The sequence below is a fragment of the Caballeronia sp. LZ028 genome (genome assembly GCF_031451415.1).
In the GTDB taxonomy this organism is placed as follows: domain Bacteria; phylum Pseudomonadota; class Gammaproteobacteria; order Burkholderiales; family Burkholderiaceae; genus Caballeronia; species Caballeronia zhejiangensis.
In genome coordinates this window covers 539302-564054 of record NZ_JARUXN010000003.1, presented here as the reverse complement: position 1 = coordinate 564054, position 24753 = coordinate 539302, and the positions used below count along the sequence as shown (strand labels likewise).

The 24753-nt window shown below is 62.0% G+C and carries 24 protein-coding genes; 11 read left to right on the top strand and 13 right to left on the bottom strand.

Translation table 11 applies throughout. The features are described 5' to 3' along the window. Window positions 1-48 precede the first annotated feature (48 nt). A complete protein-coding gene (locus QCE58_RS19875) occupies window positions 49-1338 on the top strand; it encodes an MFS transporter (RefSeq protein WP_250521886.1) in 1290 nt (429 codons plus the stop codon). Here the strand turns inward: QCE58_RS19875 and QCE58_RS19870 are convergent. Further along, window positions 1289-2341 carry a helix-turn-helix transcriptional regulator gene (locus QCE58_RS19870; RefSeq protein ID WP_250521885.1) on the bottom strand — a complete coding sequence of 351 codons (1053 nt, stop codon included), beginning with the start codon at window positions 2339-2341 and terminating at the stop codon, window positions 1289-1291. The genes QCE58_RS19875 and QCE58_RS19870 overlap by 50 nt on opposite strands. Before the next feature lie 272 nt (window positions 2342-2613). Between QCE58_RS19870 and QCE58_RS19865 the strand changes: the two genes are divergently transcribed. Further along, window positions 2614-2910 (top strand): hypothetical protein, encoded by a 297-nt coding sequence (locus QCE58_RS19865; RefSeq protein ID WP_008347927.1) that lies wholly within the window; start codon window positions 2614-2616, stop codon window positions 2908-2910. 205 nt (window positions 2911-3115) lie between these two features. Here QCE58_RS19865 and QCE58_RS19860 read toward each other — a convergent pair whose 3' ends face one another. Next, window positions 3116-4222, bottom strand: a complete 1107-nt coding sequence (locus QCE58_RS19860; RefSeq protein ID WP_250521884.1) for an aldose epimerase family protein — start codon at window positions 4220-4222, stop codon at window positions 3116-3118. Between QCE58_RS19860 and QCE58_RS19855 the strand changes: the two genes are divergently transcribed. The 8 genes from QCE58_RS19855 (at window position 4221) to QCE58_RS19820 (ending at window position 13036) form a co-directional block, all read left to right on the top strand. After that, window positions 4221-4586 (top strand): hypothetical protein, encoded by a 366-nt coding sequence (locus QCE58_RS19855; RefSeq protein WP_250457259.1) that lies wholly within the window; start codon window positions 4221-4223, stop codon window positions 4584-4586. The two genes, QCE58_RS19860 and QCE58_RS19855, sit on opposite strands and share 2 nt — an antisense overlap. Window positions 4587-4816: 230 nt before the next feature. Next, window positions 4817-7426: a PAS domain-containing protein gene (locus QCE58_RS19850; RefSeq protein WP_175980743.1), complete on the top strand. Its 2610-nt coding sequence runs from the start codon at window positions 4817-4819 to the stop codon at window positions 7424-7426. Window positions 7427-7474: 48 nt separating this feature from the next. Continuing rightward, entirely contained in the window at window positions 7475-8062 is a 588-nt protein-coding gene (locus QCE58_RS19845; protein ID WP_250436475.1) for a peroxidase-related enzyme, read from the top strand. 6 nt (window positions 8063-8068) lie between these two features. Next, the gene (locus tag QCE58_RS19840) at window positions 8069-8962 is read left to right on the top strand and encodes a LysR substrate-binding domain-containing protein (protein ID WP_175980739.1); all 894 of its coding nucleotides are present in this window, start codon (window positions 8069-8071) and stop codon (window positions 8960-8962) included. 93 nt (window positions 8963-9055) lie between these two features. Then, the gene (locus tag QCE58_RS19835; RefSeq protein ID WP_008347913.1) at window positions 9056-9805 is read left to right on the top strand and encodes an SDR family NAD(P)-dependent oxidoreductase; all 750 of its coding nucleotides are present in this window, start codon (window positions 9056-9058) and stop codon (window positions 9803-9805) included. 55 nt (window positions 9806-9860) lie between these two features. Further along, window positions 9861-11189 carry an MFS transporter gene (locus tag QCE58_RS19830; protein WP_250436473.1) on the top strand — a complete coding sequence of 443 codons (1329 nt, stop codon included), beginning with the start codon at window positions 9861-9863 and terminating at the stop codon, window positions 11187-11189. Between the two features lie 24 nt (window positions 11190-11213). After that, window positions 11214-12056, top strand: coding sequence for a transketolase (locus QCE58_RS19825; protein ID WP_250521883.1), 843 nt, complete (start codon window positions 11214-11216; stop codon window positions 12054-12056). Next, a complete protein-coding gene (locus tag QCE58_RS19820) occupies window positions 12053-13036 on the top strand; it encodes a transketolase family protein (RefSeq protein WP_008347908.1) in 984 nt (327 codons plus the stop codon). The genes QCE58_RS19825 and QCE58_RS19820 overlap by 4 nt, the downstream gene beginning before the upstream one ends. A 42-nt stretch (window positions 13037-13078) precedes the next feature. On the opposite strand, the gene QCE58_RS19815 is transcribed toward QCE58_RS19820, so the two are convergent. From QCE58_RS19815 to QCE58_RS19795, 5 genes are all read right to left on the bottom strand, one after another. Further along, window positions 13079-13660, bottom strand: coding sequence for a DUF2894 domain-containing protein (locus QCE58_RS19815; protein ID WP_250436471.1), 582 nt, complete (start codon window positions 13658-13660; stop codon window positions 13079-13081). After that, a complete protein-coding gene (locus QCE58_RS19810; RefSeq protein ID WP_008347904.1) occupies window positions 13653-14300 on the bottom strand; it encodes an OmpA family protein in 648 nt (215 codons plus the stop codon). The genes QCE58_RS19815 and QCE58_RS19810 overlap by 8 nt, the downstream gene beginning before the upstream one ends. Then, entirely contained in the window at window positions 14297-16543 is a 2247-nt protein-coding gene (locus QCE58_RS19805) for a DUF802 domain-containing protein (RefSeq protein WP_250521882.1), read from the bottom strand. Before QCE58_RS19805 ends, QCE58_RS19810 begins: the two co-directional genes overlap by 4 nt. Before the next feature lie 10 nt (window positions 16544-16553). After that, window positions 16554-17240, bottom strand: coding sequence for a DUF3348 domain-containing protein (locus QCE58_RS19800; protein ID WP_250521881.1), 687 nt, complete (start codon window positions 17238-17240; stop codon window positions 16554-16556). Window positions 17241-17347: 107 nt separating this feature from the next. After that, window positions 17348-18433: a linear amide C-N hydrolase gene (locus QCE58_RS19795; RefSeq protein WP_250521880.1), complete on the bottom strand. Its 1086-nt coding sequence runs from the start codon at window positions 18431-18433 to the stop codon at window positions 17348-17350. A 245-nt stretch (window positions 18434-18678) separates the two neighbouring features. On the opposite strand from QCE58_RS19795, the gene QCE58_RS19790 reads away from it, so the two are divergent. After that, on the top strand, window positions 18679-19197 hold the full coding sequence (locus tag QCE58_RS19790; protein ID WP_250521879.1) for a GNAT family N-acetyltransferase: 519 nt from the start codon (window positions 18679-18681) through the stop codon (window positions 19195-19197). A gap of 16 nt (window positions 19198-19213) precedes the next feature. Here the strand turns inward: QCE58_RS19790 and QCE58_RS19785 are convergent, their stop codons facing one another. The 6 genes from QCE58_RS19785 to QCE58_RS19760 all read right to left on the bottom strand — a co-directional run bounded on the left by QCE58_RS19785 (window position 19214) and on the right by QCE58_RS19760 (window position 24752). After that, the gene (locus tag QCE58_RS19785; RefSeq protein ID WP_008347891.1) at window positions 19214-20683 is read right to left on the bottom strand and encodes an alkaline phosphatase family protein; all 1470 of its coding nucleotides are present in this window, start codon (window positions 20681-20683) and stop codon (window positions 19214-19216) included. A 142-nt stretch (window positions 20684-20825) separates the two neighbouring features. Further along, a complete protein-coding gene (locus tag QCE58_RS19780; protein ID WP_250521878.1) occupies window positions 20826-21197 on the bottom strand; it encodes a GFA family protein in 372 nt (123 codons plus the stop codon). A 29-nt stretch (window positions 21198-21226) separates the two neighbouring features. Further along, a complete protein-coding gene (locus tag QCE58_RS19775) occupies window positions 21227-21619 on the bottom strand; it encodes a tautomerase family protein (protein WP_008347888.1) in 393 nt (130 codons plus the stop codon). Between the two features lie 103 nt (window positions 21620-21722). Further along, window positions 21723-22889 carry an ABC transporter permease gene (locus QCE58_RS19770; RefSeq protein ID WP_250521877.1) on the bottom strand — a complete coding sequence of 389 codons (1167 nt, stop codon included), beginning with the start codon at window positions 22887-22889 and terminating at the stop codon, window positions 21723-21725. A gap of 9 nt (window positions 22890-22898) precedes the next feature. Then, window positions 22899-24053 carry an ABC transporter permease gene (locus QCE58_RS19765; RefSeq protein WP_008347884.1) on the bottom strand — a complete coding sequence of 385 codons (1155 nt, stop codon included), beginning with the start codon at window positions 24051-24053 and terminating at the stop codon, window positions 22899-22901. A 6-nt stretch (window positions 24054-24059) separates the two neighbouring features. Continuing rightward, the gene (locus tag QCE58_RS19760; protein ID WP_008347883.1) at window positions 24060-24752 is read right to left on the bottom strand and encodes an ABC transporter ATP-binding protein; all 693 of its coding nucleotides are present in this window, start codon (window positions 24750-24752) and stop codon (window positions 24060-24062) included. Window position 24753: the final 1 nt, after the last annotated feature.

The following is a 24753-nucleotide window of genomic DNA, read 5'->3' as shown; positions in this document are numbered from 1 at the left end:
TACGGCCGTTAATATCGATGGCCAGAATCGAACGCGCCAATCTCATTCATGACTGAAATCGAACGTCCACAAGCGCCCGCGAATCTGACCCGCATCATCGTAGCGACGGTTATCAGCAACGGCTTCGTCGCATACGACTTCACTGTGTACGGCTTCTCCGCGGCGATCATCGGGCGGCTGTTCTTTCCCGCGCATGATCCCGCCTCGTCTCTGCTGCTATCGCTCGCGACATTCGGCGCCGGCTTCGTGATGCGTCCGCTCGGCGCAGTGCTCATCGGACGATACGCGGATCGATGCGGACGCGAAGCCGGCATGCGGCTGTCGATCGCCGTGATGGCGCTGGGTACGTGGCTGATCGCATGCTTGCCGACGCACGCGGCGATCGGCGCGAGCGCGACCGTGCTGATCGTGGTCGCGCGGCTTTTGCAAGGACTCGCGGCGGGCGGCGAGATCGGACCGGCATCGGCGCTGCTGATGGAAGCCGTGCCTTATGAACGGCGCTGCTTCATCGTCAGCTGGCGTGGTGCGAGTCAGGGCGCGGCCGCGTGCGTGGCGGCGCTCGTCGGCGCGTGCACATCGGCGCTTCTGTCGCCGGAGCAACTCTTGCAATGGGGATGGCGCGTGCCCTTCTTCATCGGCGGACTGATCGCGCCGCTCGGATGGTTTCTGCGGCGCATGCCGGGCGACGCATCCACGTCGAAGCCCCGACCCGCGCGCACGCCGCTCGCAACTGTACTGCGCGAGCACGCGCGCCCGCTCGCATGCGGCATTCTGATGATGGCCGCGCCATCGTCGAGCATCTACATCGCCGTGCTGTACATGCCGAGCTATCTGACGCATACGCTGCAGCGGCCCCCTGTCATCAGCTTTCTGATCGCGTCGCTCTCCGGCCTCGTTATTCTGATCGTCACGCCGCTCGTCGCGCTTGCGGCCGATCGGCTGATGAGCCGCAAGACGCTGCAATATGCCTCGCTCTTCGCCGCGCTCGCGACGGCTTATCCCGCGTTTTATGCGCTCACGCGAGGCGCACCGGATGGGCTCGCGCTCGTCATCATCCTGCTCTATGTCGCAGTCGCGCTGAACAACGCGGGCGCCGCTTCGGTGCTCATGCTCGAAGCCTTCCCGAAGCATCGGCGCGCGGCGAGCCTCGCCGTGATCTATACCTTCGGCGTCGTCATCTTCGGGGGATTCTCGCCGTTGACGGTCGCATGGCTCGTCGGCGCGACGGGCAACGTAATGACGCCCGCGTGGTATCTGCTCGCCGCGAACTGCCTGACGCTTCTTGCGCTCAGCCGCTTTCCGGAAGGCCGCGCGAGTGCGCGGCGCGCATCCGCATGACGGGATCGCCACTCGTCGCGCGCAACAGTTCGAGCGCGCGCAGGCGCATCTCGAGCGGACTGACGTCGAACGCGCGGCGAAACGCGCGCGTGAAATCCGATGCGCTCTTGAAGCCGAGACCGAATGCGATATCCGCAATCTGCAGATTGGGAAACAGCGCGAGTTCGTCGGCCGCTTCGCGCAAGCGGCGAAGTCGAATATATGCGGCGAGCCCGCCCTCCTGCTCGAACCACCGATAGACTGTCGCGCGCTTGAGCCCGAGTGCCTCGACGATCGCGGTCGGCGTGAGATCGGCCTCATGCAGGCGCGTTTCGATGTAACGCTTCACCTGGCTCTTCACGGCCGTTTGCAGTGCGGCGCGTGAATCGCTCGCGGCATTCGGCTTGTCGGCGAATGCCCCGAGCAGGAGCCGCGCGCCGGCATCGAGCGCGTCAGCGGCGTCGGGCCGGTCGAGCACGGGCAATTCTCGCGCGGTGGCCTCGAAATGTTCGAACACGAAATGCACGAGCGGCGCTTGGTCGGGCAGCACGCGACCGTGCAACGCGTCGCAGTCGCCGATATGCGCGGCGACGATTGCACGCGGTACGAACATCGTCAGCACGCGGCACGCCGGACGTTCGACGCGAAAGCGCTGATTCAGATCGAGTGCGATGATGCCGCGCACAGAGCCAGGCGCGCTGCGCTTGACGCTCAGCCCGCTGACGTGACCGGTCTCGCCTTCCACATAGACGTGAAATGCGAAATCGCGACGCGTGTCAGTGGAGACGCGCGCGATAGATCGCTCGAGCACGAGCGCGTCGGTGCGCGCTTCCGTGAACACGAGGCCGCCCGCCGCATGCAAATCGATGCTGCCCGAGAAGCCGCGTGCAATCTGATCCTTGTCCGGCACGACATCGACCACCTGCCCGACCCGATCGCGCCATGCGAGCAATTGACGCTCACGCGGACAGGCGCGCGTCGAAAAGTGCGTGGAAATCTTCGGCGGATCGGAATCTGCGGGCATATGCGGCAGTCGATGTTGTCGGGTCGTCCTTCGCGCTGTGGCGCGCACGATACGCGCCAGCAAATGAGACGCATGGTAAAGCGTATTTTGAATGCCGGTATATCGTGCTGGACGAGGAGCAGCGTGTGCGGCGTCGTGGGCGGCCAGGTCGGCGATTCCTTGCCTTCATCCCGCCGTCACATTGCTGACTCCCCATCCTAGGGTTTACGGCTAGTCAAGATAAAAAATTCAGCCGCACATAAAGAGAGAAAAGACGTTTCGGGGCGTCACACATGGAAAAGTCGAAAATTGTGCAAGTCGGGCGCGCCGCGCAGGCCACGCGAGCGATGCTCAAGCCCGCGCGTCTCGCGGACACCCAGCTCGATCATCTCGAGCACATGATCCGTTCGCTCGCGCTATCGGGAAATTCAAAGGCGGTCGACCAGTTCGATCATGCCTACTGGAAAAGGCGGCTCGCCGCGGTCGGCGACGAAAGCGATCTCGTCTCGACGCAACGCGCCCGCGTGCTGCGGCTCCTCGATCTTCTCGAACAGAACCGGGCAGCAGACTCCGACAAGGCGGCCGCCTAGCGCTCCGCCAGCAACGCATGCGAAATGCAAAACAGGACAAGGCATTTCGAATGCAAAACGCAAAATTCCGTTTGCGCCGAACGAATTCCGAGGGCCAGCCTGAGAGAGAGCACTCGACGCGGGGGCCGATTCCGACCACCGCGTCGAAAAGTGCCTCTACGTGTGGCTTCGCGTCCCGGGGTGCGATTCGCACCCGACACATGCGCTAACGCACACCGATCTTCCAGACGGTGACTTCGTGATACTCGTCGCCGGGCGTGAGTTCGGTCGATGGGAACGTGGGGCGGTTCGGCGAGTCCGGGAAATGCTGGGTTTCTAGCGCGAAGCCATCCGTTTGTCGATACGCCACGCCCGACGTGCCGATCGCGCTGCCATCGAGACCGTTGCCCGTGTAGAACTGCAAGCCGGGCTGCGTCGTATAGACATCGAGCACGCGGCCGCTCGACGGATCGTAGGCGCGCGCGGCAAAGCCGGGTTCTCCATTGCGCTGTCCGTTCTTGTTGAGCTTCCAGTTGTGGTCGTAGCCGCGCGCATAACGCATCTGCTGATTCGACGAACGCAAACGCGCGCCGATCGGCGTCAGCGCTCGCAGATCCAGCGGTGTGTTCTCGACGCTCGCCATCTCGCCGGACGGAATCGAATCGGCGCGCGTCGGCGTATAGCTCGATCCCGCGATCATGATGAGCTGCCCTTCGACATTGCCGCTGCCCTCGCCCGCGAGGTTGAAGTAGCTATGGTTCGTGAGGTTCAGGACGGTCGGCTTGTCCGTCTTCGCACGATAGTCGATACGCACTTCGTTATCGTCGGTGAGCGTGTAGGTTACGTCGACAGTAAGCGTGCCGGGAAAGCCGTTCTCGCCATCGGGACTCACATAGCGAAGCTGCACGCCCGCGCCTTGCGCGCCCTGAAACGTCTTCACCACGGTCCAGATTTTCTCGTCGAATCCATGCGGACCGCCATGCAGTGTATTCGGTGGCTCGTTGACGGGCAGCTTGTAGTCGCGGCCATCAAGTTCGAACTTTCCATCGGCGATGCGATTCGCATAACGCCCGATCAGACCGCCGAAATGGATCTTGCCGTTGTACTTCTCATAGTCGTTGAGCGAGCCAAAGCCGAGCACGATATCCGCGCGACGCCCGCGCCGGTCCGGCACATCGAGACGCGTGACGATGCCGCCATACGTGATGCAGTTCATCGACACGCCGCGCGCATTGGACAACGTGAATTGCGTCACCGCCTGGCCTTGTTGGGTCGCGCCATAGGGCGCGGAGGCAATCGAAGCAGCGAAGCCGCGCGGCGATAACAAAATCATGCATGCGATAGCGGCAAAACGAATGAGCGTGTTTTTCGCGAACTGCATAAGAGCAATGAGAGAAGAACGTTCGATCGATACATCGGAGTGTGAATTGAGCATCGGCTGTACCCGGTACGGCGGGCACGTCGGATGCGACCTCTTCATGTCATCCGACGAACACGACAAGGAGCCGCTCATGAATCAGCAAACCGATCGACCGACGCCGCCCACCCAAACGCCAGAAGATCCGAACATGGCCGACCGCCGCTTGTCCGACGAGCAAAAGCGCACGATGAGAAATGAGCCCGAGCCGCCGAAGCGCACCGATCAAAGCAAGGAAGAAAAGCTGCCGAATCCGAAAGACGTAGGTGAGGCCGGCTGATCTTGCGTGCTTGCTATCGTCCAATGAATCAATAAGGCGACGCGCTGATTCATAAGACGAAACATTCTTTGATACGTATAAATTACATATAACCTTTCGGAGCGATGATGGCTGCATCGCCGTATCGCGATGAAGCCCATCGCTTTTGTTGTATGGTATCCCTAAGCTATCAAAGCCTCGGATGGCGTGCGCGGCGACGCTTTTCGCCGGAGTAAGGAAGCAAGGACGCCATGCACGATCCTGCTCATTTCCTGCCGTCGTTTGTGTGGCGCGCGGCACGAGACGGGGTAATCCAGTACGCCAATCCGTGGGCTTGCCGGTATCTCGGCATTCCGTTTCCCGAACTCGTCGGGCAGCATTGGAAAGCTTTTGTTCACCCCGACGACATCCCGCCGGTTCTCGAAGCACTGCGTCAGATGCGCGACGGCACGCTGCTTCGCAACGTCGATGTGCGCCTGTTACGCAACGATGCCGCGTTCCGCTGGCATACGCTCCATCTTCAGGCGCGGCGCGATGAGGAAGGGCAGATCGGCGAGACGGTCGGTGTGGCCATCGACATTCATGAGTGTCGTCACGCATGGGCAATGTATGAAGCCAGCGAGCGGCGCTTGCAGGCCGCTTTCGCGGGCGCACGCATGGGCGCGTGGGAATGGGACATGAAGACGCGCGTCGTACGCATGACCGCACAGCTCGCCGCGCTCTATTCTTTTCCGCCCGGAACCGAAGCGGTTCTTCTTTCGGAAGTGTGGGACCGCGTCGCGCCCGAACATCGCGAGCCGTTTCAGCGCAAGTTGACCGAAGCATTGCGCGATGGCGGACCATTCGAATTCGACTTCGTTCTGGAAAGCGAACAAGGACAACGTCGATGGCTGCGCATGCGCGGGCATCCCGAGTTCGACCGTCATGGCGTGCTCACGCGCGTCTATGGCGTGAGCTTCGATATCAGCACGCAACGCGCCGATGAAGATCGCCTGAGCCTTTCGGAACGACGCTATCGGGCACTCGTCGAAACGACGGGCGCGCTCGTCTGGTCCGCCGATGCAAACGGCGAAATTCGTCCTTCTGGCGGCGAATGGGAACAGTTCACGGGCACGTCGCCGGACGTGTTGTCCGGCTGGGGCTGGCTCGATTACATCCATCCCGACGATCGCGAGCGCACGCATCAGGCATGGCTCGATGCATTGCGCGACGGCGTCGCTTGCACGCTCACCTTTCGCATGTACCGTCGCGACGGCGTTTATCGCATGGTGCAGGCGCACGCCGCGCCACTCTACGACGACAAGGGTAGCTTGCAGGAATGGTTCGGCACGACGACCGACGTCACGCCGCGCTTCGAAGCGCAAGCCGCAATCGAGGCGCGCAGCTTGCGCCTCACGGTGGCGATGCAGGCCGCGAACATTCATATCGCGTCGCTGGAACTCGCGACGTGGACGTTGTCGCTCGAAACCGGCGGCGAGCGTCAGACCACCGAAACGCTCAGCTATGAGGCAGCGCTCGCACGCGTGCATCCCGATGACAGCGCCATGCTCGATCGCTATGTGCGCAGCATCGCGGCCGGTGAAGACGCCGAGGGACATTTCGAGTTTCGCGTGCGCAACATGCACGGAGAACAGTGGATGCAAGGCAGCGCCCTGCTCCAGCGCAGCAAGGACGGCGAGCCGCTGCGCATCATCGGCAGCGTGATAGACATCACCGAACGCAAGCATATGGAGCTGATGTTGCGCGAAGCGGGACGACGCAAGGACGAGTTCCTCGCGATGCTCGCGCATGAACTGCGCAATCCGCTTGCGCCGCTGCGAACGGCCATAGCGCTCCTGCAAAAGGATCAAGATGGCGACACGCATCCGCGCGATCTTATCGATCTCATGCGCCGGCAAGTGGAGCACATGACGCGCATCGTCGACGACTTGCTGGAGGTTTCGCGCATTACGCAGGGACGCATCGCCTTGCAACTCGAACCGATTCTCGTCGGCACGGCGGTATATCACGCAGTCGAAGCCATTGCGGGCATGGTCGAGTCGCGTTCGCAAAACATTCAAGTCGATGTTTCCGATGCGACGACATGGGTCTGCGGCGATCCCACGCGTCTCTCGCAGATCCTTGTCAACGTGCTGAACAATGCGAGCAAGTACACACCGGAGCAAGGCCGTATCAGCGTGAGTGTGCAGGCTGCCGACGATTCGGTGTCTATCGTCATCGCCGATACGGGCACGGGCATTTCCGCCGACCTTCTGCCGAAAGTATTCGAGCTATTCTCGCAAGGCGAGCGCACGCTCGACCGCTCGAACGGCGGCCTCGGCATCGGGCTTTCTCTCGTGAAGAAGCTCGTGGAAATGCATAAAGGCACGATCACCGTGCAAAGCCCGGGACCGGGCCTCGGCACGACGGTGACCGTGCGGCTGCCGCGTTTGCATCATCACGAAAGGCATTCCGCGCTCGCACTTTCGGAGACGAGCATGCGCGAGACGCGCACGGCGCTGCGCATTCTCGTCGTGGACGATAACCGCGATGCCGCCGATTCGCTCGCGATGCTGTGCGAGTCGGAGGAACATGTCGCGCGCGTCGCGTATTCATCGGCGGAAGCGCTGGAAGCCGCGCCGCTCTTGCAGCCCGATGTGGCGCTGCTCGATATCGGCCTGCCAGATATCGACGGCTACGAACTCGCGCGTCGTTTGCGTCGCAAGGGAGACACGACGCCTTTGCTGATCGCGATCACGGGTTATGGCCAGGCCGAAGACCGATTGCGCGCGCAATCGGCAGGCTTCGACTATCACTTCGTGAAGCCCGTGAATGTCGAGAGCCTCTTGAAGCTATTGTCGTCGCTCACAGTCACGCGTTGACGAACTCTCGCTCTACAATGGGCGTTCGATCAAGCCTTCGAGGACGTCATGACGCCAAAGCCCATCAGCCGCTATCCCGTTCCCGATCCGAAAGAATGGCCCGACGATATCCGCGCACGCATTCTCGAAGTGCAGGACAAGGCGGGGTTCGTGCCGAACGTGTTTCTCACGCTTGCGCACCGGCCCGATGAATTCCGCGCGTTCTTCGCTTATCACGATGCGCTGATGCTCAAGGAAGGCGGCCTGAGCAAGGGCGAGCGCGAGATGATCGTCGTCGCGACGAGCGCGGTGAACGATTGCCTTTATTGCGTCGTCGCGCACGGAGCGATTCTGCGCATCTATGAAAAGAACGCGCTCGTGGCGGATCAGGTGGCGGTGAATCATCGCAAGGCGGATATCACGCCGCGTCAGAAGGCGATGCTCGATTTTGCGCTTAAGGTATGCCGCGCATCGGGCACGGTGAATGATGCCGATTTCGCGGCATTGCACGCGCATGACTTCAGCGATGAAGATATCTGGGATATCGCCGCGATCACCGCATTTTTCGGGTTATCGAATCGCATGGCGAATGTCATTTCAATGCGGCCCAACGACGAGTTCTTTTTGATGGGGCGCGTGCCGAAGGAGCCGAAGTAAGCTTCCATGCGCCTTCCTCCTCTCAAATCCATCATCGCGTTCGAGAGCGTCGCGCGCACGAAGAGCGTCAACCGCGCAGCCGACGAACTCGGCCTCACGCCTTCGGCCGTCAGTCATCAACTGGCGAATCTGGAGAGCATCGTCGGGCGGCCGTTGTTCACGCGGTTCGGCCGCGGTCTCGTCCTCACCCCGACCGGCACGCAATATCTTGCCGACGTCACCGGCGCGCTCGCCGAATTGAATCGCGCGACGGAACGCGCATCGAGCGAAACATCCGTCGAGATACTGCGCATTCATTCGAGTCCGAGCTTCGGCCTGATGTGGCTATTGCCGCGTCTCGCCGCGTTTCAGGAAGCCAATGGCGATATTCAAATGAACCTCGCGTGCTCGTATGAAGACGTGTCGTTCACATCGGGTTACTACGATATCGCCGTGCGTCATGGCTATGCTCATTGGACCGATGTCGAAGTGAAGACGCTGCGGCATGAAAGCATTGCGCCGCTCGCTTCGCGCGCCTATCTCGAACGCTTTCCAGTCGCTACGCCAGATGATCTGCTCGACCGTCGTCTGATTCTCTCCGAATCGCCGCTCGTTCAATGGCAGCAGTGGTTCGGCAAGTTCGGCGTCGCGGTGAAGCGCAAGGCATTCGACTTTTCATTCGACCGCTCGTACATGTCGCTCGAAGCGGCCGCGCTCGGTCACGGCATCGCGCTCGAAAGCACGATGCTCGCGTCCGGGCATCTGGAACGCGGTTCGCTCGTGCCTGTATTCGGCAAGGAATACGCGGTCGAAGTCGGCGCGCATCATCTCGTTTACCCGAGTCAAAACGCCGGATTGCCACGCGTCGCAAAGTTTCTGGCGTGGATGGATCAGCAAATCGAGCGTCGCGGCGATACCTGAAAATTTCTCAGCAATAGTTGAGCCAAACTGCGTTGATCGTCAGGTCGAAGGCGGAGAAACTGCGCCTACACCAGACAACCAACGGAGACAACGATGTTGCTCGAGAACCAGGTAGTGATCGTCACGGGCGCGGCTTCGGCGCGCGGTATCGGCAAGGCAACGGCGAAGGCGCTTGCGGCGCAAGGCGCGCGCATCGTCGTGCTGGATCTGAAGGAAGCAGACGCGCAAAGCGCCGCGAACGATCTGGGCGATGGCCATCTCGGTCTCGCTTGCGACGTCACCGATAAGAACGCGTGCATCGCGGCCGCCAATGCCACCATCGATAAATACGGACGCATCGACGCGCTCATCAACAACGCGGGCATCACGCAGCCGATCAAGACGCTGGAGATAGGCGCCGATAACTTCGATGCCGTCATCGACGTGAATCTGCGCGGCACGCTGTATATGTCGCAAGCCGTTATTCCGCAGATGAAAAAGCAGAAGAGCGGCAGCATCGTATGCATGTCGTCAGTGTCGGCGCAACGTGGCGGCGGCATCTTCGGCGGGCCGCATTACAGCGCGGCGAAGGCCGGCGTGCTGGGCCTCGCGAAGGCAATGGCGCGTGAATTCGGCGCCGACGGCATCCGTGTGAATTCGATCACGCCGGGCCTCATTCAAACCGACATCACCGGTGACAAGCTCACGCCCGAAATGCGCGCGGACATCATCAAGAGCATTCCGCTCGCGCGTCTCGGCGATGCAGCGGATATCGCCAACGCGTGCCTGTATCTCGCGAGCGATCTTTCTTCCTATCTCACTGGCGTCACACTCGATGTCAACGGCGGCATGCTGATTCATTGATTGCACGTACGGGCGCACCTGGAAACCAGGGCGCCGAACATGGATGGAGACACACATGAAACCAAAGTTATCCGCGGCGGCGGTAAGCGCTGAGTTCACATCGTCCGACGATGCCGCCAGCTTCGAAGCAAAGACCTATGCCAAGGTCGGACGCCGCCTGATTCCCTTTCTGATGCTGTGCTATCTCGGCGCGTATCTGGATCGCGTGAACGTCGGCTTCGCCAAGCTGCAGATGCTCAACGATCTGCGCTTCTCCGAAACCATCTACGGCATCGGCGCGGGCATCTTCTTTCTCGGCTACTTCCTGTTCGAAGTGCCCAGTAACGTCATCCTTCATAAAGTGGGCGCGCGCAACTGGCTCGCACGCATCATGCTGACGTGGGCCGTGATATCCGCGAGCTTCGTGTTCGTGAAGTCACCGACAGTCTTCTATGTCCTGCGATTTTTGCTGGGCGTCGCAGAAGCGGGTTTCGCGCCCGGCGTCATTCTCTATCTGACGTACTGGTTTCCCGCCGCGCGCCGCGCCAAAGCGCTCTCGCTGTTCTTCATGGCGATTCCGCTCGCAGGCATCGTCGGCGGACCGCTCTCGGGCTACATCATGCATGCGTTCCAGGGCGTGCAGGGGCTCGCCGGATGGAAGTGGCTCTTCATGCTCGAAGCGCTGCCTTCGCTCTTCCTGGGTGTCGCGATCCTGTTCTACCTCGACAACGGCATCGCCGGCGCGAAGTGGCTCAGCGACGAAGAGAAAGCATTGCTTCGGCGCAATGTCGAGAAGGACAACGCGCAGACGGTGAAGCACGTATCGATCCGCGCGTTCATCGGCGATCGTCGTCTTTGGCTGATGGCCGCGATCTACTTCTGCGTCGTGATGGGTCAATACGGACTCACGTTCTGGCTGCCGACCATCGTGCGCCGCACCGGCGTAGCGGACCCGCTGTGGGTCGGCATTCTCACCGCGATTCCGTATCTTTGCGCCATCGTCGCGCTGCCGCTGATCGGTGCAAGTGCCGACAAGCGTCGCGAACGCCGCCTGCATCTCGCGATTCCGATGCTTGTGTCCGCAGCCGGCTTCGCCACCTTGCCGATGCTCGGCAGCGTGGGCGCATCGATCGTCTGCGTGAGCATCGCGGCAGCAGGCATCCTCGCGTCATCGTCGCAATTCTGGTCCTTGCCTACGGCTGTGCTGGGCGGCATGTCGGCGGCGGCGGGCATTGCCGCGGTCAACTGCTTCGCCAATCTCGCGGGCTTCTTCTCGCCTGCCATCGTCGGATGGCTCAACGACTTCACCGGCAAATCGACCGCGGGCCTGATCTTCATTTCCATAGCCATCGTGATCGGCGCGGCGCTCGTGTTCTTCGTGCCCGCGAAAACGGTCAATCGCTAATTTTATTAATCAAGGAGACAACGCATGAATGCTCCCGTTATCGAAGAGGTGACGCTCGCCGAGCGCGCCTATCGTATCCGCCGCAATGCCCTTCTGATGGGCGAAGTGCAAGGTCAAGGTTATATCGGCCAGGCGCTCGATATCGCCGATGTGCTGGCCGTCGCCTACTTCGGCGCGATGAACTACCGCCCCGACGATCCCGAATGGGAAGGCCGCGACCGCTTCCTGCTGTCGAACGGTCACTATGCAATTGCGCTGTATGCCGCGCTCTTCGAAGCAGGCATCCTGCCGCAAGAGGAACTCGAAACGTATGGCAGCGACGATAGCCGTCTGCCGATGTCCGGCATGGCAAGCTACACGCCCGGCATGGAAATGTCCGGCGGGTCGCTCGGGCAAGGTCTCACGATCGCTGTGGGCCGCTGCCTCGGTCTGAAGCGCAAGGGCTCGAAGTCTTTCGTGTACACGCTCTTCTCCGATGGCGAGCTCGATGAAGGCTCGATCTGGGAAGGTTTGATGTCGGCGGCGCACTGGAAGCTCGACAATCTCATCGCAATGATCGATGTGAACAATCAGCAGGCGGATGGCCCGTCGACGCAGATCATGTCGTTCGAGCCGCTCGTCGACAAGCTCGAAGCATTCGGCTGGTACGTGCAGCGCGTGAACGGCAACGACATCGATGCGGTGAAGAACGCTTTCGACAACGCGCGCAATCTTGAGGACGCGAAGCCGCGCATCATCGTATGCGATACGCAGATGGGCCGTGGCGTGCCCTTTCTCGAACAACGCGAGAAAAACCACTTCATCCGCGTCGATGCCCATGAATGGCAACTGGCGCTGCAAGCACTCGAAGCAGGGAGACAAGCATGAGCACTCGTTTGAAGACATCCGCGATGATCGCGTCGATCGCAAGCGAAGGACAGGTCACGCGTTCGGCCCCCTTCGGCCATGCGCTCGTGGAAGAAGCGCGCACGAAGACGAATATCATCGGCATGACGGCCGATCTCGGCAAGTACACGGACCTGCATATCTTCGCGAAGGCATTCCCCGAGCGTTACTACCAGATGGGCATGGCCGAGCAATTGCTGATGGGCGCGGCTGCGGGCTTCGCACACGAAGGCGCGCAGCCGTTCGTGACGACGTACGCGGTATTCGCGACGCGCCGTGCGTATGACTTCATCCATCAAACGATCGCGGAAGACAATCTCGATGTAAAGATCGTCGCCGCGCTGCCGGGACTCACGACGGGTTACGGCCCGAGCCATCAAGCCGCGGAGGACCTCGCACTGATGCGCGCGATGCCGAACATGACCGTGATCGATCCGTGCGATGCGCTCGATATCGAACAGATGGTGCCCGCGATCGCCGCGCACAAAGGTCCGGTGTATGCGCGTCTCTTGCGCGGCAACGTGCCCGCCGTGCTCGACGAATACGACTATCGCTTTGAACTCGGCAAGGCGAAGCTGCTGCGCGATGGCCGGGACGTGCTCATCATTTCGTCGGGCATTCTGACGATGCGCGCGCTCGAAACCGCGAAGGCATTGCAAGCCGATAACGTCGATGTCGCCGTGCTGCATGTGCCGACGATCAAGCCGCTCGACACGGAGACGATCGTCCGCGAAGCGAAGCGCTCGGGACGTCTCGTCGTGGTGGCGGAAAACCATACGGTGATCGGCGGGCTCGGCGAAGCGGTGGCAACCGCACTGCTGACGGCGGGGGTCGCGCCGGCTTATCGTCAGATCGCATTGCCCGATGCGTTCCTCGATGCAGGCGCGTTGCCTACGCTGCACGATCGCTACGGCATTTCGACGAACGTGATGTCGAGCACGATCAAAGGCTGGCTCGCGTAACAGACTGCACGCCGCGCGATCGATGAATCGCGCGGCGCTTCATCACTTCTTCTTGCGTCCGCCCTTCTTCGCACCCGACGCTTCTTTCGCGACGGTCACAGTCGGCCCATTCAACTCTTCCATCCACGAAAGCGCATCGACGTAGGCAAGAAATTGCTGGAGATAACCCGGCGATACTTCGCGCATCAGCGACAACGAACGATGCACGAGACTGCTCGAATTGAGCGGTCCTGCGTTTCGGGGCACCTGTGCGAGCGAATCGCGCAACTGCTTTTCCGCACTGACTTTCGACCATACCGCGCGAAAGTAATCGAGCAACTCCGCATGAGATGTTCCATGCATCGAAGATGCTTTGGCGATGTCAGCGATCAGCGTTGCCAGCGGACCGCGCACATCGGCATCGCTTATCGGTGCATCCGAAGATGCAGCACGTTCCATATCACTTCGATACGCATCGAGCAATTGCGCGACACGTTCATCGAGCAGGCGACGCGCCTCGCCTTCATACGCGGCCGCGCGCTTGTCCAGCGCATCGATCAGATGGAAGCGCACGGGATTCGCGCGATCGTCGCCATTCGCGCGCCATGCTTCGAGTATCGCGCGTGCAGAGGCCACGTTACTCATGCGCCTTCACCGCGCCATCCGACGAACGCGGCACAGCTGAAATCTCCACGCGACGATTCTTCGCGCGCCCGCTTTCATCGGCATTGGAACTCACCGGCTGTTCCGAGCCGAACGCCGCCGCGAACACCGACGACGAAGGCACGCCCGCATCGATCAACGCGCGCATGACCGTCAGTGCGCGTTTCGCTGAAAGCTCCCAGTTGTCCGCGAATCGGCGGTTACCTTCGTGGACTTGCTGATCGTCGGCGAAACCGCTCACCATGAGAATCTCTTCATGCGCACGCAGATACGTCGAAAGCGGCGCTGCGAGACTCTTCAGCACATCGCGGCCCTGCGGCTGCAATTGATCGGAATTGAGCGCGAAAAGCACGCTGCCGCTGATGCCGATGCGACCGTTCACGAGCGTCACGCGTCCCGATGCGAGCGGTCCCGCGAGCGCCTGTTCCAGCGTCTTGCGGCGCTGCGTCTCTTCCTGACGATGCTTCACCTCTTCGTCGAGCTTGTTCTCCAGCTGCAACTGCACGCCGATCACGCCGACGAGTATCAGCACGAACGCGCCCAGCAGCACCGACATCAGATCGGCGAACGCGGCCCAGATCGGCGCGGCGTGTTCCGCGCCGCCGTCGATTTCCTCGTTCATGCCGCGCGCGCTCCGGCCACGCGTTGCCCGGCGATATGCTGCAAGTCCTCGACGATCTGCTTCTGCGACATCATGCTCAGGTCGATCACTTCCTTCGCCTGCGCAACGTAATACGCGAGCTGTTCATCGCTGCGCGCAAGCGATTTGTCGAGCGCGCTCTCGATGCGTTCGAGATGCGCGACGAGCTTGTCGTTCGATTCGCCGAAAGACTGCACGGCCGCGCCGAACGCATCCGAGAGGCTCGCCATTTCGACGGCGCTCGTCGTCACTTGCGCGGCCATCGAAACGAGTTTGCCGGCCTCGGCTTCGACCGTGCCGGTGAACTGCGCGCCGACGCGTTCGAGCAGCGTCGCCGATGTGTCGACGAGCGCATCGATCGCGGCGCGTTGCTCGTTCGATGCGAGGTTCACCGCGCCGAGCAATGTCTCGACGGTGGCGAGCAAGCGGCTGCGTTCATCGAGCATCGCGGTATCGCGGACCATCGAATCGGACAGCTTCTGACGCATTTCGGCGACGACTTCGGCGGCTGCCTTCGGTGCTTCCGATGCGGCCTGCACGAGCCGCTCGATCTCCGCGATGGTCGCGCTCGCGTGTGTCTGCGATTGCGCGGACATGTCGCGCGCGGTTTGCGCGAGGGCATCGCAGATGTCCTTCTGACGATTCGCCGCGACGTCGCTCGTTTGCTGCCATTGCTCGCGCAACGAGCCGGTCATCGAGTCGAGCGCGCTGCTCCATGTGGCGAGGCGCTCTTCCCCGCTTTGCGCGAGTTCGGCGCGTAAATCCGCATGCGAACGATCGACCGATTGCACGAGCGCCGCTGCATGTTGCTCGAAGCTGGCCGCCGCGGTCGTCAACGCGTTCTGGTTCTGCGCGGCTGCCTGCTCGCTCGCGCGCGCGTGCTGTGCGAGCGCATCGGTCCACGCTTGCGACATGTTGCCCGTCGCGGTTTCGAGGCGCGCGGACACATCGTCGATCAAGCCGGACGAACGCGTATCGAAAGTCTGTGCGAAGCGTTCCAGCGATGCATCCATGCGTGCGACGAGCGCATCGCGCGATTGCTCGTGCTTCGCAACCGACGACGCCAGCGCGCCCGACACGCGATCCATTTGCGCGGACACGCCGTCGACGAGATGCGTCGAACGTTGCTCGAATGCTTGCGCGAAGCGATCGAGCGACGCGCTCATCTCGCCGACGAGCGTTGCGTTCGACTGCGCGTGCTTCGCGAGCGATGCGTTCCAGATGTCCGCGACCTTCGCCGACGATGCCTCGAAGCCGCTCGACAAGCCTTCCAGTTGACGCGCCACCGCCTGCTCGACATTGCCGTGCAACGCGGTGACTTCGCGCGCGATGCCATCCATCGTCGCCTGCATGACGGGCTGCAACGCGGCGCTCGCGGCGCGCGCGCTATCGGCAACGCTTTGCTTCAACGACAGTTCGACCGATGTTGCGAGCCGCCGATACGACGTCTCCGCTTTCGCATGAAACGCATCCTGACTCGCGATCTGACGCTCGCTCGCGGCGAGGCTTTGCTGTTCGATTGCGATCGTCATCGACTGAAGACGATCGACGAGCTTCGGCATCAGTTCGGTCTGAAGCTGCAGCAGCTTGAACGTTTCGTCGCGTTGATGCGCCTGCGTGAAGACGCGAAGTGTCGTCGCGATCTTCACGTCGAGTTGCTGCGTGACATGAAGACGCTCGCGACGGCACAGCGCCGACAGCAGGCCGAGCATCGCGGATGTCGCGACACCCGCGATCGACGTGCCGAACGCGAAGCCCAGCCCAGTCACGGGCGCGGAAAGCGATGCGCGGATCGCCGTCAGATCGGATGCGCTTTGCAGCGCCGTGCCGGTGCCGCGCAAGGTCGCGACCATGCCGAGCAGCGTACCGAGCATGCCGAGCAACACGAGCAGACCGACGAGATACGGCGCGAGCACCGGACCGGGCAACGGCGCGCGCTCGCCTTCGACACGCAGACGCACCGCATTGCGCAGGCTCGGATCGAGGCTGTCGAGCCACACGGCGAGGCTGCGCGGCGCGGTCGAGAGTTGTGCGACGGCCTGTTCGAGCGAGCCGGTGATCTGTTGATAGCGGCGCAATTCCGCCGCGCCCGCGAGATAGCATGCGGCGATCACGAGCGTGACGGCGAACGCGATCGCATTCGACGTGACGTATGCAATGCCGATGCCGAGCACCGCGGCGAGGCCAATCGAAAATACAGCGATGTTCAAAAGATTTCGGGGCATAGCGAGCCAGTTAGCGGGGCCGAAGAGCCGCGAGCAAGCCTTCGATCGGTTGAAAACGAACATCCAGTTCGGCGAGCAGCACGCTCTGCAGATCCTTGCGAAACACGTCGAGCCATGCATTCGGCGCCGATGTCTCGACAGCGGCTTGAGCGCGCTTCAGACGCTCGAAATGCTTGCCGAGCAGCGCGGGCACGTTGCCGAGCAGACTGCGTTCGCGCGCGCTCAACGCCTGTTCCATCACGGCATCGACGACGGCGAGACGCGCCATGTCCGGCGATTTCGTCGCGAGCGTCGCTCGCAGACGCGTGCGCAGCGCACCGATGTCGGATTCCATCGCTTGCTGCAAGGACACATAGCGCTGACGAAAGTCCGCGTGGTCGATGGGCGCATCGTCGGACGACGGCTTCACCGGCGTACGATTCCTGCGGCGCGCGGCCGCTTCCTCGCGTGCGAATGCGCCTGCGAGCGAGTTGCGCACGCGCGCGCACTCTTCTTCCACCTCGCGCGCAACGGATCGCGCGCCCGACGCGGCGGGCGGATCGGATGCGAGCGCAGTGGACAGCGCAATCGCATCGGTCCAGCCGAGCCATTGGCTCAGGCGGTCCGCGAGCGATTGAGCGGGTTCGTGAACGTCGAGATCGGCAAAATGTGCCAGCAGGCGAACGAGCGCCGGGCCGCTGAATGCCGTGCGCTTCATGCCTTGCACAGGATCACCGGGGGCAAAAGGACACTATTTTACCTGCGCGGGCGAAATCGATGCCCCGTTTCGTGCGGAGCCGCGACAACGTCGAGGCAAATGCTGGCTCATGGCGCCTTCGCGGGCATGAACGCGAAAGGCTGCGTCGCGACGAAGCTGCCCGCCGTCTCGCCGGAGAAGACCTGTCCCGAATCGATCGTCAGCTTCATCACCGGCGCGCCTGGATTCAGGTTGAGCTTCTTGAGCGACACCCAGAACGTATCGGGCCGCGTCGCTGAGTCGAAGTAATAGATCAGGTTCTGCTGATCCGAGACCGTGCGCCATATCGTCGACGACAGATTCGGCTGCTCCGGCGTGCTGATGCCGAGCGGCACGCTCACCGAACGCATGAGACTCATCACGCTCGCGACGGCCTGGAACGCGTACGACTGCTGCGGCACGCCCGCCATGTAATTCGCATCGGCCTGCTTCGGAATCGCATCGAGCAGAAACGACGCGCGCACGAAGCGGTCCGCCGCGCGATTCGTGCCCGGCAAGAAGCCCATGCCGCCGACGCTTCTCCAGTAAGTATCGATAGCAAGCTGTTCATCGTAGATCGGCGAGTTGGTCATCACCTTGTACTTCTTGCCTTGACGAATGATGAGCTTGCCGTTGATGTACTCGAAGATCGCAGAGTCGCCGCGCGCATCGGAAAGAGAAAGATGGATCGTCAGCGGCTTGCCGTTGGGCAGGGGCGGCGCGATGATCTGGAACGGTTCGCGCGACATCACATACACGGCTTGCCCGACGGTCGCGAAGTTATCGAGCGCATATTGCGCCCACAGACTGATAGACATCGGATCGCGCTTCGGGTCGGGCTTGCCGTAATCGGTCTCCGCGAGATAGAGCGCATTGGCGACGAGCCCGCGCTCGTTCATGCCGTCCACCGTGCCAATTTCATAACCCGACACCACCACGCTGCCGTACTTCGATTTCCATTTGATCGAGCGCGGCCCCGCGTTGCCATCGCGTTCGATGCCCGCGGGCATCACCCAGAGATTCGAACGCATGTCCTCGGACCAGTCCATCGAACGGCCGGTGATGACGAGGCCCTTGTCGCCGACATAGAGCGTGCGCGTGCAGGCAAGCGCGAGCGACGTGGAGAGCAATGCCAGCGCGAAGAGGAAAGCGAACGTTCGAATCAGACGGGTCATGGCCGTGTTCCCTTTTCGTTGGTTCGTGAAGCCGCCTTCAGAAATATTGGATTCGCCCTGCTTTGTAAAGCGCACCGGTGGCAACAAGGGCGTCGTCTTTATGATTACCCGATGGTGACAATTACCTGAAGACATTCGATCGGCGCATGGGCTAAGGATTTATTTCCGATTCGTCCGTCTGCGAAGAGGAGATGTGAGGCGCCCGGCTATCATGGATGTCCCCCCATTTGTTCATTGCATGCGTTATGCAGAATGCCATCATCCCGCCGATCAGACGCCTGACGCCCGCCGACGCACAAGCGTTCCGCGATATTCGTCTCGAAGGCCTGCAGCGTTATCCAACGTCGTTCGGCGCTTCGTATGACGACGAGCGCATGCAGACGCCCGACTGGTTCGGCGCGCGCATCGCGGATCACGCGGTGTTCGGTGGCGACGGCCGCGATGGCAGGTTAGCCGGGGTAGCCGGGCTGCTCGTGCCGACGGGCGCAAAGCTCCGGCACAAAGGCGTTCTCTGGGGCATGTACGTGCGCGAGAGTGCGCGCGGCACGGGACTTGCCGCTGCGCTCGTCGATGCCGTGCTTGCGTACGCGCGGGGCGTCGTCGACGAAATCAAGCTCGAAGTCGCGCCGGAGAATCTCGCTGCAATGAGGCTGTATCGCGCGGCGGGATTCGTCGAATACGCGCGCGAGCCGCGTGCGCTGAAGATCGACGGCACGTATCACGATTCGGTCCTCATGACGCTCGACTTCGCGCGCGGTGCATAGCGCGTCGATCAGGAAATCACGAAGAAGGGAATCCCAGCGCAGTTGCCTTGGCGCGCAAGTCGGCGAAGCGCCCGCCGGGCGTCGGCGTCTGCGATGCGCCCTCCGCTGCTTTCGCCGTCCGCGACTTGTCGATGGTCTCGAGACCCGATCCTGTCGACGCCGTGTTCGAGCATTCGAGTCCGAACGGCCCTTGCGCCACCGTAATCGCGGGCGCATCGGTGCGTGGCGCATCGCTCAGATCGAGCGCGTAAGCCATGTTGAACGTGGTCGGATCGCTCGCGCGCACGCCCAGCGGATCGAGCCCGAAGCGCCAGGCAAGCAGTTGATGGATCGAACTCGGATCGAACGGATAGCGCGCCACGTTGTTCGCGCGCACGCGCGGTCCGAGCAATACGCATGGCACACGAAACCCCAAGCGGCCGTCGTTGCCGAGCTTCTGTTCCGCCTCCGACAGCGACTTGACCGGCGGCGCGACATGCTCGAAGAATCCGCCCCACTCGTCGTAGACGACGATCATGAGCGTCTTGCTCCAGTTCGGGCTCGTGCGCAGCGCTTCGTAGATTTGCGCGAGCAGGACCTGGCCGTTGCGGACATCGGCATGAGGATGATCGTCGTTGGACGTGCCGTTCGCCTCGCCGGCAAAGCTCGGATCGACCATGCAGAACGACGGCAGATTGCCGCCCGCCGCATCGGACAGGAAATCGGAAAAGAGCTTCGAGCGGCCGACGTAACGCGTGCCGTAAAGCGCCGTGAACGGCACGTCATGAAAGTAATACTTCGACGACACGTTCTTCGCATCGAGCCGGTCCCAGATCGTCGATAGCGACGATGTATCGAGCGTATCGCTCAAGCGATCCGTTTCGCCGCTATGCAGATAGACGCGGTTCGGAAACGTGTCGGCGAGAATGCCGCTCATGTAGTAATCGCAGACGGTGTATTGCGTCGCCGCCTGTCGATAGAACTCGAGATCGCTGCCGGTGAAGTAACCGATCGGCAGCAGATCGCCGCGCGTCTTGTTCGTATCCGGCGTGAGCAGGAAGCCGTTCATCGCGCCGTTCGCGAGATGCGTGCGGCCTGCGTCGTAGGCGTGATCGGGATCGGCAAACTGGCAGCCTTGATAACCAAACGCAGCGTTGGCGGACAGCGCGAATGTCGATTGCACCGTGCCGAACGCATCGGTGAACTGCTTGCCCGCCTGCACGCCCTCCGCGCCCGGCACCCAGCCGAGCATGTGATCGAAGGAGCGGTTTTCCATCGTCACGAGCACGATGTGATCGATGCCCGAAGTCTCCGGCGCGGGCAACGCCGGACGCGGCAGATTCGCGCGATCGGACGGAATCGTGCCGATAGGACTCGTCGGCGTGACGGTGCCCGAGTCATCGTCGCTGCCGCCGCCACCGCAGGCCGACAGCATCGCCGTGCTGGCGAACGCGGCAAGCAGACGCCGGCGTACCGCGTCGGGTTCGTTGGAAGGCTTGTGTGCCATGACGGCGCTCCATGTGAGTGTTGTTATCGAACGCCGTTCTCGGAAACGCGGTTGCGCCTTGAACATCGAACGCGAACGGCTTGTGGGTGCCGGGTTGTAGCACGCCGCGTTCCCGGCACCCTTCACTCACATGGCGACGCTGCTATGCGCGCCCCACTACCGAACTGCTCGCGCCGTCCTTGACGGGTGCATCGAGCGAATACGCATCCACGCCATCGACACAGCCGAGGTTCACGCGCCATTCAGCAGGATTCGAACGCGTTTGATGGAACGTGTAAATTCCACAGCGCTTGCAAAAGTAATGCTTCGCGACCTGCGTGTTGAATTGATAAAGCGTGAGTTCGTCCTCGCCCGACAGGATGTGCAACTTCTCTTTGACAAAGGGCGGCGACATGACCGCGCCGCGCCTTCGGCAGAAACTGCAATTGCAGCGCGCGGCGGGTTCCGGCGAAGTTTCGACTTCGAAGGTGATCGCGCCGCAGTGACACGCGCCTTTCAGGGTCGTCGGGTTCATCGTGGATACGGCTCCTTTGCGGTTTTCGGTCAGGCCGCGTCCTCCACGTACTGCGCGAGTCCGCGTCCGAACGACCAGTCTTCGCGGCGATTCGGCGCGAGCGCGATCATCACGTCGTCGGGCCGCAGTCCGGGCGATGCCGCGAGCTTCGCCACCAGTGTCTTGTAGAACGCTTTCTTCGTCGCCGTGTCGCGCCAGTCGCTCGCGGTGATGTGGATGAACACGACGTCGTCGCTGCGTTCGACACCGAGATAACCGGGATCGTAAATGAAGTGGTCGCGCTCGTGTTCGTCGATCAATTGAAAGCGGTCGTCGGCGGGGACCTTGAACGCTTCGACGAGCGCTTCGTGCACGCCGTTCGAGATCGCGCGGATATGCTCGCGCGGCTTGCCTTTCATGAGCGAGATTCTGACGAGCGGCATGATGAAACTCCTTCGAGATCGAGTTCGGGTGATCTCGACTCTACGCCGCACAATGCATGTTGAATATTGAATACTTTCGGAGCGACCGTTCGACGAAACGGGATCATCGCGCGCGCAGCGCGTCCACGATATTCATCCGCGACGCCCGCATCGCCGGCAGGAATCCGCCGACGAGTCCCATCGCGAGCGAGAACCCGAGTGTCTTTGCGATCACCGAAGGCGTCAGGATAAAGCGGAACGACAAGTCCGCGAAGGTCTGAAAATTGGTCGTGGAAAACGAAGCGAACTGCATCAGCGCGGCGCACGAAAGTCCGGCCACGCCGCCGACCAGCCCGAGCAACAACGCTTCGAGCAGGAACGCCCCGAGCACGTCGAAGCGCTTGAAGCCGAGCGCGCGCAACGTTCCGATCTCCGCGACACGATTGGCCACCGACGCGTACATCGTGATCATCGCCCCGATCATCGCCGCGATCGAAAAGATGATCGACAGCGTGAAGCCGAGGATATTGATGAACGTCGACAGCGCCTTCGACTGATCGCCGTAGAACACCTGTTCGCGCTTCGCTTCGTCGGCGAGGCGCGGGTCCACGTCGATATCGCCGCGAAAGCGCTCGAATGCATCGCTGCGGGCGAGCCGCACGACCATCGACGAATAACTCGTGCGCCGGAACGATTGCATCAACTGATCGACGTCGCCCCATATTTCCGAATCGAAGCCGCTGCCGCCCGCATCGAAATGGCCGACCACGGTCCAGTCGCGCTGCGCGAAACGCAGCGAGTCGCCGATGCGCGTGCCGCCGAACCCCTTCGCGATGCTGCTGCCCACGATGATCTCCGACGAGCCGCGCCTGAACATGCGCCCCGCCGTGAGCTTCACTTGCGGACGCAATTGCACGCCCATCGGCGAGACGCCGCGAATCACGACGTTGGCGGGCGTGTTGGTGCCGAGCTTGGTGAGCGAGATCAGCACGACGGTTTCCTTCGATGCGAGCGGCTCGCCGTCGCCGTTCATCGCGACCGACGGATGCATCTCCATCACGTTCGCCTGATTGCGGTCGATCGCGCTTTGTATCTCCGTCTCCGCGCCCTTTCGGATCACGACGACGTTGTCCGCTTCGCCCGTCGATACGAGCGTTTTCTTCAGTCCCGCGTCGAGCATCAGCACGGTCGCGAACACGAACACCACGAGCGCGAGACCGCCTGCCGTCAGCATCGTCGTGAGACGGCGCGCCCAGAGATTGCGTGCGACGTAGGAAACGGGAATGGCCATCGCGCGTCCTCAGCCGATCGCCCGCAGGCCTTCGACGATGCGCACGCGGCTCGCCTGCACCGCCGGCACGATCGCCGCTGCCATCGCGACGGCGAACGCGCATGCCGCCTGCAGAAGCATCGTCTCGTGCGACACCATGAAGACCGGGAACACGCCGCCTGTGGCGTGCTTGAAGACTTCGGCCATCGGCGGCGTCGCCAGGATGCCGATGCCACCGCCGATCGCGCAGATTGCCATCGATTCGCCGAACACGAGCACCGATAGAAATGCGGAGCCGAAGCCGAGCGCCTTCAATGTCGCGTATTCGGTGATGCGCTCGCGCGCGCTCATTGCCATCGCGTTCGCCATCACCGCCATGATGATCAGGATCACTACATATGACACGACGCGTATCGCCGCGATGATCTGATTCGACATTGCGACGAAGCCGAGCTGAAACGCCTGCTCCGTTTCCGTCAGCGTTTCGGCGAGCGAGTTCTTGAAGACATTGTCGATCTTGCGCGACACGACAGCCGCTTCGTCCGGATCCTTGATGCCGACCACGTACACGCCGACCTGATCGACATTGCGCTTGGTCGTCTTGCGGATCGTCTCGTTCAGATAGTCGTAGTGAAAAATCAGTTGCCGCGTAATGGTCGATTCGTCGCGCCCTTCCATGATGCCGCGCACGACGAAGTCCCATGTTCCCGGATAGATCGTGCCCTTGAGCGGAATGACGTCGCCGACCTTGAAGCCGTATTGATCCGCGAGCTGCCGGCCGATGAGCGCGCCTTTGCGATCGCGTCGATAATCGGCGCGTTGCTGCTCGGGCACGATGAACTCGGGATAGAGATCGAGATAGTTGTCGGACACGGCGAACTGCGCGAAGAAGTTCTTCGGATCGCGATACACGCCGCCGAACCAGTTCGAGCGCGCAACGAGCGTCACGCCCTCGACGCCGCGTATGCGGTTCTCATAGGCGAGCGGCAACGGAAACACGAGCGAGATTGCATTGCGCGTGACGAGCCGCGCGTTCGATGCAGCCGCGGCGCCTGCATACCACGCATCGACGACGGTATGCAAAAGACCATATGCGAGCACCGCGATGGTCAGCCCGAGCACCGTCAGCGTGGTGCGCAGCTTGTGCCGCATCGCGTTGCGCAGGATCAGCTTGAACACGAACATGATGGCTTAGCCCACGGTTCCATCGATCAGCTCGCCTTTCTCCAGATGCACGAGCGCCTTCGCCGCGCCGGCCGCGTGCGCGTCATGCGTCACCATGATGATGGTCTTGCCGAGCTTGTCGTTGAGACGTTGCAGCATCGCGAGGACATCGGCGGCGGAGCTGCGGTCGAGATCGCCGGTCGGTTCGTCGGCGACGATCAGCTTCGGGTCCGTGATCAGCGCACGCGCGATCGCGACGCGCTGCTGCTGCCCGCCCGACAGCTCCGACGGATAGTGACTCATGCGATCGGCCATGTTGACCATGTCGAGCACCATCGCGACGCGTTCCTTGCGCTCGTGGCGCGTGAGGCGCGTGAGCATCAGCGGCAACTCGACGTTCTCGAACGCGGACAGCACCGGCATCAGGTTATAGAACTGGAAGATGAAGCCGACGTTCGCCGCGCGCCAGTCGGCAAGCGCGGCTTCGGGCAGGCGCGTGATATCGAGTCCGCCGACGAGCAACTCGCCGCTATCGGGCCGGTCGATGCCCGCGATCAGGTTGAGCAGCGTGCTCTTGCCCGAACCGGACGGCCCCATCAACGCGACGAAATTGCCTTCCGCGATGGACAACGTGATGTCGGTGAGCACCGGCACGGTCTGCACACCGCGCCGATACGACTTCGCGACGTGGCTGATCTGAACGAGAGGCGTCGTGCTCACG